Annotated in this window: 12 protein-coding genes; 6 read left to right on the top strand and 6 right to left on the bottom strand. The window is 60.9% G+C overall.

Annotated features, from left to right (window positions below):
- The first annotated feature begins 198 nt into the window (after nt 1-198).
- From PG888_RS08550 to pepE, 5 genes are all read left to right on the top strand, one after another.
- On the top strand, nt 199-1,560 hold the full coding sequence (locus PG888_RS08550) for an endonuclease/exonuclease/phosphatase family protein (RefSeq protein WP_182970512.1): 1,362 nt from the start codon (nt 199-201) through the stop codon (nt 1,558-1,560).
- 246 nt (nt 1,561-1,806) lie between these two features.
- Nucleotides 1,807-3,501 (top strand): sensor histidine kinase, encoded by a 1,695-nt coding sequence (locus tag PG888_RS08545; protein WP_270693252.1) that lies wholly within the window; start codon nt 1,807-1,809, stop codon nt 3,499-3,501.
- Nucleotides 3,495-4,232 carry a two-component system response regulator BtsR gene (gene btsR / locus PG888_RS08540; protein WP_234601647.1) on the top strand — a complete coding sequence of 246 codons (738 nt, stop codon included), beginning with the start codon at nt 3,495-3,497 and terminating at the stop codon, nt 4,230-4,232. The genes PG888_RS08545 and btsR overlap by 7 nt, the downstream gene beginning before the upstream one ends.
- 217 nt (nt 4,233-4,449) lie before the next feature.
- A complete protein-coding gene (locus PG888_RS08535; RefSeq protein WP_270693251.1) occupies nt 4,450-6,258 on the top strand; it encodes a carbon starvation CstA family protein in 1,809 nt (602 codons plus the stop codon).
- A gap of 250 nt (nt 6,259-6,508) precedes the next feature.
- Nucleotides 6,509-7,234 carry a dipeptidase PepE gene (gene pepE, locus PG888_RS08530; protein ID WP_270693250.1) on the top strand — a complete coding sequence of 242 codons (726 nt, stop codon included), beginning with the start codon at nt 6,509-6,511 and terminating at the stop codon, nt 7,232-7,234.
- A gap of 105 nt (nt 7,235-7,339) precedes the next feature.
- On the opposite strand, the gene PG888_RS08525 is transcribed toward pepE, so the two are convergent.
- The 4 genes from PG888_RS08525 to dnaB all read right to left on the bottom strand — a co-directional run bounded on the left by PG888_RS08525 (nt 7,340) and on the right by dnaB (nt 10,598).
- Nucleotides 7,340-7,759 (bottom strand): secondary thiamine-phosphate synthase enzyme YjbQ, encoded by a 420-nt coding sequence (locus tag PG888_RS08525; protein WP_270693249.1) that lies wholly within the window; start codon nt 7,757-7,759, stop codon nt 7,340-7,342.
- Nucleotides 7,759-8,832 carry an alanine racemase gene (gene alr / locus PG888_RS08520; RefSeq protein ID WP_270693248.1) on the bottom strand — a complete coding sequence of 358 codons (1,074 nt, stop codon included), beginning with the start codon at nt 8,830-8,832 and terminating at the stop codon, nt 7,759-7,761. The genes PG888_RS08525 and alr overlap by 1 nt, the downstream gene beginning before the upstream one ends.
- Before the next feature lie 196 nt (nt 8,833-9,028).
- Entirely contained in the window at nt 9,029-9,151 is a 123-nt protein-coding gene (locus PG888_RS08515) for a hypothetical protein (RefSeq protein WP_270693247.1), read from the bottom strand.
- Between the two features lie 52 nt (nt 9,152-9,203).
- Nucleotides 9,204-10,598: a replicative DNA helicase gene (dnaB, locus tag PG888_RS08510; protein ID WP_033136212.1), complete on the bottom strand. Its 1,395-nt coding sequence runs from the start codon at nt 10,596-10,598 to the stop codon at nt 9,204-9,206.
- A gap of 363 nt (nt 10,599-10,961) precedes the next feature.
- Between dnaB and PG888_RS08505 the strand changes: the two genes are divergently transcribed.
- Nucleotides 10,962-11,822 carry a Tim44 domain-containing protein gene (locus tag PG888_RS08505; RefSeq protein ID WP_058053005.1) on the top strand — a complete coding sequence of 287 codons (861 nt, stop codon included), beginning with the start codon at nt 10,962-10,964 and terminating at the stop codon, nt 11,820-11,822.
- A 426-nt stretch (nt 11,823-12,248) separates the two neighbouring features.
- Here PG888_RS08505 and slyD read toward each other — a convergent pair whose 3' ends face one another.
- Entirely contained in the window at nt 12,249-12,932 is a 684-nt protein-coding gene (gene slyD, locus PG888_RS08500; RefSeq protein WP_270693246.1) for a peptidylprolyl isomerase, read from the bottom strand.
- Between the two features lie 143 nt (nt 12,933-13,075).
- A complete protein-coding gene (locus PG888_RS08495; protein ID WP_005335287.1) occupies nt 13,076-13,279 on the bottom strand; it encodes a YheV family putative zinc ribbon protein in 204 nt (67 codons plus the stop codon).
- Nucleotides 13,280-13,312 lie beyond the last annotated feature (33 nt).

The raw sequence follows: 13,312 nt of genomic DNA, 5'->3' as shown, positions 1-13,312 counted from the left end.
AAGACAAACGCTTTTATTTGCCTGCGTCTATTTGCCTGCGGCCAACCCCTCAAACTGCATTAAAATTCATCATCGCCAGATATGTGGTGTGAATATCCTCACACTTTGCTCAGGCAAAATCCCCGCAGCATCGCCGTCTACTTATAATGGCGCCGCCTCACAGAAGGCATAACTCATTGATGCTACGGAACAATTACAATGAAAAATATCAACAAAACCCTACTGGCTGCCGCCATCTCACTCGGGATGCTGGCTGGCTGCAACAGTGACAACGACTCAAAGGCAGCTGATCCCATGGTTCGTTTTGCCACCTTCAACCTCTCTTTTGACCGCACTGCCGCCGGTATGCTGACCGGTGAGCTGGCGCTGACCCGCACCGAGCAGGATGCCCTGCTGGCCCGCCTCGCCGAAGGGAGCCTGAGCGGCGCCACTGAAACCAAAGCCAAGAACGTGCAGCAGATCCGCAATGTGGCGGAGATCATCCAGCGTACCCGTCCGGATGTGTTCCTGCTCAACGAGTTCGACAACGACGGCAAAGGCGAGAGCACCGCCGATCTCAAAGCCTTCAACGACAACTATCTGGCCCACGCCCAGCATACGGAAGTGACGGCCATCAGCTATCCGGTGATGCAGAACTTCGCCACCAACACCGGCCTGATGAGCGGTTATGACCTCAATCTGGATGGCAAGGTCAACAGCGGCCCCGATGATGCCTGGGGCTTTGGCAACTACCACGGCCAGTACGCCTTTGCGGTGATGTCCAAATATCCTGTCGACACCAAGCAGATCCGTACCTTCCAGAACTTCAAGTGGAAGGATATGCCGGGTGAGAAGAACCCCATCATCGATGACTGCAACAATCCCAAGGTCAAGATCCCGGCCGGCCGCCAGTGTGGCGACGCCTGGTATTCAGATGCAGCCTGGCAGCAATACCCGCTCTCCTCCAAGAACCACGCCGATGTGCCGGTACGCATCAAGACCGAGAAGGGTGAAGAGGTGATCCACTTCCTGATCTCCCACCCGACGCCGCCGATTTTTGCCAACGCGGCGCGCCACACCGTCAAGCACAACCGCGCCGAGATCGCCTTCTGGAACGACTACGTCAAGGGTCTCAACTACATGACCGATGACAAGGGCACCAAGGGTGGGCTGGCCAAAAACGCCAAGTTCGTTATCGCCGGGGATCTCAACGCCGATCCGCAAACCGGCGACGGTGACCTGACAGCCATTCAGGCGCTGCTGGACAATGCCCTGATGAATCAAGCCATCACCAATGGCACCCTGATCCCGGTCAGCGAAGGGGGCCCGGAGTGTGTCAGCAAGGGGGCCGACTGCAAGCGCAACCTTGATCGACCCAACCCGGAGCGGATCACCAACAGCAGCGTACTGCAGCTGGATCACGTCATCCCCTCCGCCAACCTCAACGCGGTCAAGAGCGGCGTCTTCTGGCCTGCCAGCTTCGAGGCCGGTTATCACCTGGTCTATGATGCGAAACTCGGCATCGCCAAAGGGGTCAGCTCGGATCACCGTCTGGTCTGGGTCGATCTCAAACTCGATTGAGCCACCCACTGATAACCAATTCGGGGGCCTCTTGGCCCCCTTTTTGTTGCCGCAATATCGCCACGTCTGTCGCAGGCTCAAGCACCATGCTGAGTAACCAGACAGTTACCGCCCACCACGGCGTCAGACGATTCGGCAAATCGTGCGCTGCGCCACCATTCCGATAACCCTGCCTTGCAAGGGGGTATGGGCTTTGCTAATACTCCGCGTCCATTAAATGACCAACCATTACCGGGGCAACGAGCCGTGGCGTTTGAACAATTCACTCTGGTGATCTCGCTGTTCCAGCAGCTCTGCGTCTATCTGGTGATCGCCTGGCTGCTCTCCAAGACGCCGCTGTTCATGCCGCTGACCCAGGTGACCCTGAGCTGGCCCCACAAGATCCTCTGCTACCTCATCTTCTCCGGCTTCTGCGTCATGGGCACCTACTTTGGCCTGAGGGTCGAGGACTCCATCGCCAATACCCGCGCCATCGGCGCCGTGCTGGGGGGCATCGTCGGCGGCCCGGCCGTGGGACTGCTGGTGGGGCTGACCGGCGGCATCCATCGCTATTCGCTGGGGGGCTTTACCGCGCTCGCCTGCACCTTCTCCACCATCGCCGAAGGGCTGCTCGGCGGGCTGGTACACCGCCACTTCGTCGCCCGCCACCGGCTCGATCTGCTGTTCAGCCCCTGGGTGGTTGGGTCGGTGGCCCTGGTCGCCGAGCTGATGCAGATGGGGATCATATTGCTGGTGGCCCGCCCGTATGACGACGCCGTCCACCTTATCGAGAACATCATCGCCCCCATGCTGGTGGCCAATACCCTGGGGGCCGCCATGTTCATGCGGATGATCCTCGATCACCGCGCCATGCTGGAAAAATACTCGGTCGCCTTCTCCGCCCGCGCTCTCAAGATCGCCGAGCGGGCGATGCGGGTGCTGGACAAGGGCTTCACCCAGGAGGCGTGCCAGCAGATGGCGCGCATTCTCTACGAGGAGACCGGGGTCGGCGCGGTGGCCATCACCGATCGGGAGAAACTGCTCGCCTTCATCGGCATCGGCGAGGATCACCACCTGCCGGGCACCGCCATCAACTCCCGGCACACCTTCAAGGCGATCCAGCACAACGAGGTGGTCTATGCCGACGGCAACCTCATCCCCTACAGCTGCACCATCCACCCCGGCTGCAAGCTCGGCTCCTCGCTGGTCATTCCGCTGCGGGGGGAAGAGGGCTCGGTGGTGGGCACCATCAAGCTCTACGAGCCCAAGCGCAAGTTCTTCTCCTCCATCAACCGCACCCTGGGAGAGGGGATCGCCCGGTTGCTCTCCGGCCAGATCCTGGCGGGCAAATACAACGAGCAGAAGCGGCTGCTGGCCCAGTCGGAGATCAAGCTGTTGCAGGCGCAGATCAACCCGCACTTTCTGTTCAACGCCCTCAACACCCTGTCGGCGGTGATCCGGCGCGATCCCGAGAGCGCCCGCACCCTGGTACATAACCTCTCCACCTTCTTTCGCAAGAACCTCAAGCGCCAAGGGGACGAGGTGACCCTGGCCGACGAGCTGGAGCATGTGAACGCCTATCTGCACATCGAACAGGCCCGCTTCGCCGAGCACCTGAGCGTGCAGATCGACATTCCCGAGTCGCTGCTGGAGTACCGGCTGCCCACCTTCTCCCTGCAGCCCATCGTCGAGAACGCGGTCAAGCACGGCATCTCCCAGATGTTCGAACCCGGCCTGCTGACCCTGACCGCCCGGGTTGAGGCCCAGCGGGTGGTGCTGGAGGTGTGCGACAACGCCGGGCTCTATCAGACGAAACAGGAGGGGAGCGGCCTTGGCATGAACATAGTGGATCGGCGCATCAAGGCTCGTTACGGCGCCGAGTACGGGGTTGTCATCGACTGCGTCCCCCATCAATCAACCCGGGTGAGGATCACCCTTCCCTTGCAGGAGAGCCCATGCTGACCGCCCTGATCGTTGACGATGAACCCCTCGCCCGCGAGGAGCTGCGCCTGCTGCTGGAGCAGGCGGGCAATATTCGCCTGCTGGGAGAGTGTGCCCACGCCATGGAGGCGCTGCCCGCCATCCATCGCCTCAAACCCGACCTGCTGTTTCTCGACATCCAGATGCCGCGCATCAATGGGCTGGAGCTGGTGAGCATGCTGGACCCGGACTTGCGCCCCCACATCGTCTTCATCACCGCCTACGACGAGTTTGCCCTGCGCGCGTTTGAAGAGAACGCCCTCGACTATCTGCTCAAGCCTGTCACGGCAGAGCGGATGAGCCGGGCGCTGGAGCGCATCCACCGATTGCTTTCGCCAAAAGGTGAGCTGGCAGGCCAGCCGCTGCCGGACCCGACCCGCATCGCCCAACCCCTGCGCAGCATCCCCTGCACCGGCCATAACCGCATTCTGTTGCTGCCCCTTGGCGAGGTGGAGTTCATCCACAGCGATCTCACCGGCAACCGGGTGATCAGCGGCCAGCAGCAGGGCACCACCGAGCTGACCCTGCGCACTCTGGAAGAGAAGACCGGCTTCGTGCGCTGTCACCGCCAGTACCTGCTCAACCCGGGGCAGATCCGCGAAATCCTGCTGCTCGACGGCGGCCTGGCGGAGGTGGTGACCCAGGGCGGCCACAAGGTGCCGGTGAGCCGCCGCTACCTCAAGCCCCTCAAGGAGCTGCTCGATATTCCCTGATAAGGCGGGACGCCTCACCCCGCTCCCGCCCTGCCAACGACCACTCACCCTTTTACCGCGGCCGTCGGCACTCCCGCCAAACCACTCGGGGTCGCTTTTCTGCCACTCGCGGGCAGAACCCGGCCACTGACCTTTTCTTCGCTCCCCTTTCCCCACCGCATGAGTAGAGTGCAGCCTGAGCCCGGCCAGACTGGCCACAGGAAAAGGAAACTCCCCCATGCAACACGCAATCACTTTTGTCATTGCGGCCCTCTGCATCCTCGCCATTGCATATCGCCTCTACGGCGTGTTCTTTGTGCGCAAGGTGCTGCAGGCTGACGACAAGCAAGTCACCCCCTCCCACCAGCTGGAAGATGGCAAGAACTATGTGCCGACCAACAAGTGGGTCAACTTCGGTCAACACTTTGCCGCCATCGCCGCCGCCGGCCCGCTGGTGGGCCCGGTACTGGCGGCCCAGTACGGCTACCTGCCGAGCTTTCTCTGGCTGCTGATCGGCTGCGTCATCGGCGGCGCGGTGCACGACACAGTCGTGCTGTTCGCCTCCATGAAGCATCAGGGCAAGTCCCTCTCCGAGGTGGCGAAGGCCGAGCTTGGCCCCATCGCTGGCTGGTGCACGGGGCTCGCGATGCTGTTCATCATCACCATCACCATGGCGGGTCTCTCCATGGTGGTGGTACACGCGCTGGAGCGTAACGCCTGGGGTGTGTTCGCGGTCTTCATGACCATCCCCATCTCCATGGTGGTGGGAATTTGGCACAAGCTGACCGGCAACCTGCAAGCCGCCTCCTGGGTCGGGTTTGCCGCCGTGCTGGCCTGTGTCTTCTTCGGCCCCTATGTGCAGGAGAGCGCCTTCGGTGCCTGGCTGACACTGCGTGCCGAGACCATCAGTCTGGCGCTGCCGATCTACGCCTTCTTCGCCACCGCGCTGCCGGTCTGGCTGCTGCTCACCCCGCGCGGCTACATCTCCAGCTTTATGAAGATCGGTGTATTTGGTGCCCTGGTGATCGGCGTTATCTGCATCAACCCGGAGATCCAGTTCCCCGCCATGACCCAGTTTGTCCACGGCGGCGGCCCGGTACTGGGCGGCCCGGTCTGGCCCTTTATCTCCATCACCATCGCCTGTGGCGCCATCTCCGGCTTCCACGCCTTTATCGGCTCCGGCACCACCCCGAAACTGGTGGACAAGTGGAATGACATCCTGCCGGTCGCCTTCGGTGCCATGCTGGCCGAGTGCGTAGTGGGCGTGATGGCGCTGATCGCCGCCACCGCCCTGCACCCGGCCGACTACTTCGCCATCAACGCCACCCCGGAAGCCTTCGCCAAACTGGGGATGCAGGTGGTGGACTTGCCCTTCCTCTCCCAAGAGATCGGCATGGATCTGAACGGTCGTACCGGCGGCGCCGTGACCCTGGCGGTGGGCATGTCCTACATCTTCACCAAGGTGCCCTGGTTCAGTAACCTCGCCTCCTACTTCTTCCAGTTCGTGGTGATGTTTGAAGCGGTGTTTATCCTGACCGCCGTCGACTCCGGCACCCGGGTCTCCCGCTACCTCATTCAGGACTTCTTCGGCGAGTTTTACCCGCCCCTCAAGCGCATCGACTGGATGCCGGGCGCCATCGGGGCCAGCGTGCTCGCCTGCGTGATGTGGGGTTATCTGCTGATGTCCGGCGATATCGGCTCGGTGTGGGCGCTGTTCGGGGTCTCGAACCAGCTGATGGCCTCGGTCGGCCTGATTATCGGTGCCACCATCATCTTGCGACTGGCCAGCAAGCGCCGCTACATGCTGACCTGCCTGATCCCGCTGGCCTACCTGTTCGTCACCGTCAACTACGCCGGTTACTGGATGATGAGCAACGTCTACTTCAACGCCACGGCCAAGGGTTACAACCCGATGAACGGCATCATCTCCCTCATCATGCTGGTGCTGGGGATGCTGATCCTGCTCTCCGCCCTGCGCAAATGGAGCGAGCTGTGGAAGCTGCGCCAGCAGCCCTCCTACAAGGTGGTGGAAGCGACCGCCTCCTGATGGGCAAGTTGCTTTACCCCTGACATGACCCCGCTGCGGCGGGGTCTTTTTATTGGTGCTGGCTGGCGAGTTGACCGCGGCTCATTAATCCACCGCTTGGCATTGAGTTATCCATCCATAGCCGTTGAATGGACCCCCCGATCACAGAACCGCCGCGCCAATGGTGGTAGCATGCCTCCTCTTGCCATCCGGCCGCAGCGCGGATCCGGTGGCCCTCCCTCCTCCGCTTTCACTTTTTGAGGACGTATTGATGGAACTGCTTCTGCTAAGCAATGGTAAAGCCAACGAATTTCCGGGGCTGCTCGGCTGGGCCCGCGACCGGGTGCAGAGCCTGCTGGCCCGCAAACCGGTCAAGCGCATTCTGCTCATCCCCTACGCGGTGATCCGCAGCGACTGGGATGCCCGCGCCAACGATCTCACCGAGAGCCTCGGGATCGAGACCATCAGCATTCACCACTTCGACGATCCGGTCGATGCCATCAATCAGGCCGACGCCATCTTTATCAGCGGTGGCAACACCTGGCGCCTGAATCAGCTGCTGCATGAAAATGGCCTGATCGTGCCGATCCAGCGTGCCGTGCGCGAACGGGACGTCCCCTATGTGGGCTGGAGCGCCGGTTGCAACGTGGCCACCCCGAGCATCCGCACCACCAACGACATGCCGGTCTGCAACGCCGCCGTACTGCCTGCGCTGGGCCTGTTCCCGCTGCAGATCAACCCGCACTATCTGGATGCCAGCATCAGCGGCCACATGGGCGAGACTCGCGACGAGCGTCTGGCCGAGTTCTGCGCCATCAACCAGAGCGAATACGTGGTGGCCCTGCGCGAAGCGAGCCTGTTGCAGATCAGCGGCGATACCGTTGAGTACTGGAGCGCCCGCGATCAGGACTTCAAGATCTTCAAACATGGCCAGGAGCCGCAAGCCTTTATGGACGCGAGCCCGCTGGCCGAGCTGACGCCGTTCAAGGTGCGCTGAGCGCCACCGGCAAACGGGTCACTCACAACACCGTAGAAACGAAAGAGGGATGGCTCGGCGCCATCCCTCTTTTTTATCCTTTTCTTTCAGCTGGTTGCAGCATGATTACTCACCCTGCAGGGTCACCAGCACCTTGCGGGCGCCGCCATCGACGCGATGTTCGCCAAGCCAGATCCCCTGCCAGGTGCCGAGCGCCAGCTGACCATCGCGGATCGGCAGTTGCAGGCTCACCCCGAGCAGGGAGGATTTGATGTGAGCGGGCATGTCATCCGGCCCCTCATAGGTGTGGCGATAGTAGGGGGCATCCTCCGGCGCCAGCCGGTGCAGATGGGCCTCCATATCGCTGCACACGCTGGGATCGCAATTCTCGTTAAGGGTGAGCGAGGCGGAGGTATGTTGCAGCAGCAGGTGGGCCATGCCGACTCGGTAATCCGCCAGCATCGGCAGCTTGGCCACCAGCTCGTCCGTCACCAGATGAAAGCCCCGCGAACGGGGCTTCAACGTCAGCAGGCATTGCTGCCACATCAGACGTATTCCATAAAGACGCGGGAGGTGAGCTTGGTGATGAGCTCGTAGGGAATGGTGCCAATCTCGTCGGCCACCCGCTCCACCGGCAGCCCCTCGCCCCACAGCACCGCCTCGTCGCCGGGCTTGTCGGTCGCGCCCGGGCCGAGATCCACCGTGCTCATATCCATGGAGACACGCCCCACCAACGGCACGATACGGCCGTTGACCAGTACGGATGTACCGTTGGGCGCCATGCGCGGATAGCCGTCACCGTAGCCGATGGCGATCACGCCGAGCCGGGTATCGCGATCCGACACCCAGTTGGCGCCGTAGCCCACCGGCTCGCCCGCCTTGTGATCCCGCACCGCAATCAGCTGTGTTTTGAGGGTCATCACCGGCTGCAGGTCGTAATCGGCCGCCACCGTGTTGGGGAACGGGGAGACGCCGTAGAGGATGACGCCGGGGCGAACCCAGTCGCAGTGGGAGTCCGGCCAGGCCAGAATACCCGCCGAGTTGGCCATGGCCCGCTCGCCTGCCAGCGGCGTCGTGAGACGGCTGAAGAGATCGATCTGCTCGCGGGTGGTGGGCTGCTCCAGCTCATCGGAGCGGCTGAAGTGGGTCATGATGTTGAACGGCTGCACCACGTTCTTGCACTTGCCGAGTCGCTCGATAAAGGCGGGCATCTCGTCGGCGCGTACCCCGAGGCGGTGCATGCCGGTGTCGAGCTTGAGCCAGGCCACTACGGGGGCTGGCAGCTCGACCTGCTCCAGCGCTTCGAGCTGCTCCCAGGTGTGAACCGCCGTTTGCAGGTTGTTGGCCGCCAGCACCGGCAGATCGTCGGCGGAGAAGAATCCCTCCAGCAGCACGATGGGCTTGACCACGGCGCAGGAGCGTAGCATCAGCGCCTCTTCGATGCGGGCCACCGCATAGGCATCCGCATCCACCAGGGTGCGGGCGACCGGCAGCAGTCCGTGGCCATAGGCGTTGGCCTTGACCACAGCGATGATCTTGCAAGCGGGTGCGTGGCGCTTGACCACGGCGAGGTTGTGGCGCAAGGCCGCAGTGTTGATTTGGGCAGTAGCCGCTTTCATGGTTTTCCCTTACGAGGGCACAAATGGTCTCCCCCTCATCGGGCCGAAGACCGCCACTCACTTATCGTCGTCGAAGGCCGGACCGGCATAATTGTCGAACCGGGAAAACAGGCCCTGACGGTTGGCCGCTGTCTGCTTGGGCTATCGGTCAGGGCAGTTGTGGTGATGGCTAATCCCCCATCACCCTGGGTTTACATCAATAGTCGTCATCAAACGCCGGACCGGCGTAGTTGTCAAACCGGGAGAACTGACCCTGGAAGGTGAGGTGCACTCGGCCGACATTGGCACCGTTACGCTGCTTGCCGGAGATATCCGCCATCTTTCAGGGCACTCCTGGCAATCCCTATCCGGACGGCCTTATCCATTACTTATCAATAATCATCATCAAACGCCGGGCCGGCATAGTTGTCGAACCGGGAGAACTGCCCCTGGAAGGTGAGGCGCACACGGCCGATAGGACCGTTACGCTGCTTGCCGATGATGATCTCGGCAATCCCCTTGTCCGGACTGTCATCGTGATAAACCTCATCACGATAGATAAACATGATCAAATCCGCGTCCTGCTCGATGGAGCCCGATTCACGAAGATCCGAGTTGACCGGGCGCTTGTCGGCCCGCTGTTCCAGGCTTCGGTTCAACTGGGAGAGCGCCACCACCGGGCACTGCAGCTCTTTCGCCAGCGCCTTGAGGGAGCGGGAAATTTCACCGATCTCCAGGGTACGGTTGTCAGAGAGTGCTGGCACCCGCATCAACTGCAGGTAGTCGATCATGATCATCGAGAGGCCACCGTGCTCACGGGCGATGCGGCGGGCGCGAGAACGCACATCGGTCGGGGTGAGGCCGGAGGCGTCATCGATATACATCTTGCCCTTCTCGAGCAGCAATCCCATGGTGGAGGAGAGGCGGGCCCAATCCTCGTCGTCGAGCTGCCCGGTACGCACCTTGGTCTGATCGATGCGACCGACCGAGGCGAGCATACGCATGATGATCTGCTCGGAGGGCATCTCCAGCGAGAAGATGAGCACCGGCTTGTCGGCGGTCAGGGCTGCGTGCTCACAGAGGTTCATGGCAAAGGTGGTCTTGCCCATGGAGGGACGGGCCGCCACGATGATCAAGTCCGAACGCTGCAAACCGGCAGTCATCTTGTCGAGATCGCCATAACCGCTCGACACCCCGGTCACCCCGTTATGCGGGGTTTTGAACAGCTCTTCAATCTTGTCGACCGTCTGCTCGAGGATCAGCTTGAGGGGCTGGGGCCCCTCGTTGGCGCTGCTGCGCTGCTCGGCAATCTTGAATACCTTGCTCTCGGCCAGATCGAGCAGATCGCCGGAGGTACGGCCCTGTGGCTCGTAGCCCGCTTCGACTATCTCGTTGGCGACCGAGATCATCTCCCGCACCACCGCCCGCTCACGCACGATCTCGGCGTAGGCGTTGATGTTGGCAGCACTAGGGGTGTTCTTGGCGATCTCCACCAGATAGGCGAAGCCACCGGACTCCTCCAACTGCTCGGAGCGTTCCAGCTCCTCCTGCAGGGTGATGAGGTCGATGGGGTTGCCCGCGTTGGAGAGGCGGGTCATGGCCTGGAAGATCAGCCGGTGCGGGCGGCTGTAGAAATCCTGATCGATCACCCGCTCGGCAACCCGATCCCAGGCATCGTTATCCAGCATCAGGCCGCCCAGTACGGACTGTTCGGCCTCAAAAGAGTGGGGAGGAACTTTCAGCTGTTGTGTCTTGGCGTCTTTTTTCGCCGTCACTTGCTCTGCCATACACATAAAAACCGCAGCGGGAAGGGGACGGGAATTTTACAAAAGAAAGCCAACTACGGCGAGCCCTATCTGGCGGCTCATACCATCATAAAGGGCCAGACCAGGGTCGGCTCACTCTTGTTGTTTTTGATTTTGCTACGCATTTTGCGCTCCTTGCGACTCAATCGTCTGCTTTTCATGCTGTGTACTCCTGCTCTTGACGCCTGATGACCAGACAACTCGTTCATGAATAATTCATGCCAACAGTGATATTGATGAATACAAGCTGCGACACATTTAGGGACAGGCAGCCTGCCATGCGCCTTGCTGAGCTTGCCAAAGCGGAGCATGCCCCACCCACAGACGAGAGTGAAAAGAGTCAAAATGAAAAAGATGCTGACCCTGTTTGCCGTGATCCTGGCCATTGGCCTGGGGGCACCTCACGCCGAAGCCAAGAAGTTTGGCGGCGGCAAATCCTTTGGTAAAAGTTACAAAACTGCGCCGGCCCAGCCTGCGGCCAAACCGGTCGACACCAAGAACCCGGCACTGGGTGCCCAGACTGCGCCGAAAAAGAGCGGCATGATGGGTGGCCTGCTGGGCGGCCTGCTGGCCGGTGGCCTGTTTGCCTACCTGCTGGGCAGCGGTGCCTTTGAAGGTCTGCAAGGAATGGACTTCCTGCTGATCGCCCTGCTGGCACTGGGTGCCGTCTTCTTGTTCCGTGCCATGCGCCGGGGCAAAGTCGCGACGCCACAGCCACAACAGGCCGCCTATGCGGGCTATCAGCCACCGCAATCCGCTGCCCCGCAGCAGTTCGAGCAGAGCAACAGCGCACCGCAAGCCACCGGCTTTGCCGACAGCGACGTGCCGTTCCGCCTGCCGCCGGGCTTTGACATGAACAGCTTCCTGGCCGGTGCCCGCGATCACTATCGCACCCTGCAAGAGGCGTGGAACAAGAACGATCTGGAAAAAGTGCGCGAGTACGTCAGCCCGGAGCTGTTCGAACAGCTCAAAGCCGAGCGCGCCGAACTGACTGGCGACCAGCACACCGAAGTGATGTACGTCGATACCCAGCTGGTACGTGCCGACTACGGCAGCGACTGGGCTCAGGTGAGCGTGCGTTTCAGCGGCCGCTACATGGACCGTCAGGAGCAGGTCGAAGAAGATATCAAAGAGGTGTGGCACCTCGAGCGCGATCTGGCCAAGAACAATGCCCCCTGGCATATCGTCGGTATCGAGCAGCTGTAAGGCTTCGCGCCAATCAGTTAGTCACTAGGCAATAGCCAGTCAGTTAAGTCTGACTGGCTATTTTTTTATAGGGCACAACGAGACCAAATAGAGGCTGGCGCTGGCTCGTTATAGCTGCTGGGGCATGAAGAAACATGGTCATATTGTGCTGATGATGACACCGATTTGGTGACTCGTTTGCAGATGACGTTTGCGCACCGAGTCAAAAACACATCGCGGAACCGAGAGGGAATAATGTTGAGCATTAAGCAAAAATAAGCAGCCCTGTTAGCTTGGGAAAAGCCGCGAGCCTATTTGACAGACATAAAAAATCCGAAGCCAGAACAACCGGCTTCGGATTTCATCATCCAAGGAGGAGCAATTAATGAGCATTAATTGCCCGGTATGACTCCTATGGCAGATTTTTTATCATCGGCATGGCCGTGATTAGTGTTGATGGCCTTTGCCACCACAACCGCCGCCACCGCAGCAGCCGCCTTTACCCTGACCATCAGCATGGTCGTCACCGTGGTCGTGGCCATGATCGTGACCGTGGCCAGCACCACCACAGCAACCGCCCTGGTCGTGATCGTCATCATGGTCGTGACCATGACCGCCACAGCAGCCGCCGTGATCGTGGTCATGTCCGTGATCGTGACCGCAACCACCGGCACCGTGAACGTGGCCGTGGGCCAGCTCTTCGGCAGTGGCAGCGCGCACGTCTTTGATCTCGACCTTGAAGCCCAGGGTCACGCCAGCCAGCGGATGGTTGCCATCCACTTTGACGAACTCTTCGGACACTTCAACCACGGTCACCGGACGGTGGCCATCGTCGGTCTCAGCCACAAAAGTATCCCCTTCGGAGACTTCCATGCCGTCGAACAGCTCGCCCGGTACTTCTTGTACCAGCGTCTCGTCATATTCGCCGTAGGCCTGGCTCGGTGCCAGTGTCACTTCGAAGGCTTCACCTACCGCGCGACCTTCCAGCTCGGCTTCCAGGCCTGAGACCAGGTAACGGGTGCCGTGCAGATAGACCAGCGGCTCTTTGCCGACAGTGCTGTCGATGACTTCACCGTGCTCGTCGGTGACTGTGTATTCCAGCGTAACCACGCTCAGAGGAGCTACTTTCATGTCAGGATCCTGCGGATAGAAAAAAACGGGCTCAGAATACCCTAAAAAGCGGGCCGCGCATATGCCGTGCCGCGCCACCGGGTGACGAAAAAAACGGCAACAGCGTCAGCGAGGAGACCCGCATCGCACCAGCCATTGACTCATCAGGGACGAAACACCCCGATCACCTCTTCCGCCTCGCGCGTCTGCTTGTCGACCTCGGCCGGCGTTTGTACCTGGGTGTCGCCACAGGCGACGCAGGTCACCTTCTCGACTCCATGCTCCAGATACAGCATCATGTTGTCCAACTTGCCGCACGCCGGGCAGACAGCACCGGCAATGAAGCGTTTTTTACGTCTGGTTTCCATATTTGTTACCTCCAGGCAGCATCATATCAGGGT

It is taken from the genome of Aeromonas sp. QDB23 (assembly GCF_027707745.1).
GTDB lineage: Bacteria > Pseudomonadota > Gammaproteobacteria > Enterobacterales > Aeromonadaceae > Aeromonas > Aeromonas allosaccharophila.
This window is presented reverse-complemented; position numbering and strand designations above follow the sequence as displayed.

Excerpts from the sequence above, each read along its gene's own strand:
- PG888_RS08550 (WP_182970512.1), top strand. The coding sequence starts at position 199 with ATGAAAAATATCAACAAAACCCTACTGGCTGCCGCCATCTCACTCGGG.
- btsR (WP_234601647.1), top strand. The coding sequence starts at position 3,495 with ATGCTGACCGCCCTGATCGTTGACGATGAACCCCTCGCCCGCGAGGAG.
- PG888_RS08535 (WP_270693251.1), top strand. The coding sequence starts at position 4,450 with ATGCAACACGCAATCACTTTTGTCATTGCGGCCCTCTGCATCCTCGCC.
- pepE (WP_270693250.1), top strand. The coding sequence starts at position 6,509 with ATGGAACTGCTTCTGCTAAGCAATGGTAAAGCCAACGAATTTCCGGGG.
- PG888_RS08525 (WP_270693249.1), bottom strand. The coding sequence starts at position 7,759 with ATGTGGCAGCAATGCCTGCTGACGTTGAAGCCCCGTTCGCGGGGCTTT.
- alr (WP_270693248.1), bottom strand. The coding sequence starts at position 8,832 with ATGAAAGCGGCTACTGCCCAAATCAACACTGCGGCCTTGCGCCACAAC.
- PG888_RS08515 (WP_270693247.1), bottom strand. The coding sequence starts at position 9,151 with ATGGCGGATATCTCCGGCAAGCAGCGTAACGGTGCCAATGTCGGCCGA.
- dnaB (WP_033136212.1), bottom strand. The coding sequence starts at position 10,598 with ATGGCAGAGCAAGTGACGGCGAAAAAAGACGCCAAGACACAACAGCTG.
- PG888_RS08505 (WP_058053005.1), top strand. The coding sequence starts at position 10,962 with ATGAAAAAGATGCTGACCCTGTTTGCCGTGATCCTGGCCATTGGCCTG.
- slyD (WP_270693246.1), bottom strand. The coding sequence starts at position 12,932 with ATGAAAGTAGCTCCTCTGAGCGTGGTTACGCTGGAATACACAGTCACC.
- PG888_RS08495 (WP_005335287.1), bottom strand. The coding sequence starts at position 13,279 with ATGGAAACCAGACGTAAAAAACGCTTCATTGCCGGTGCTGTCTGCCCG.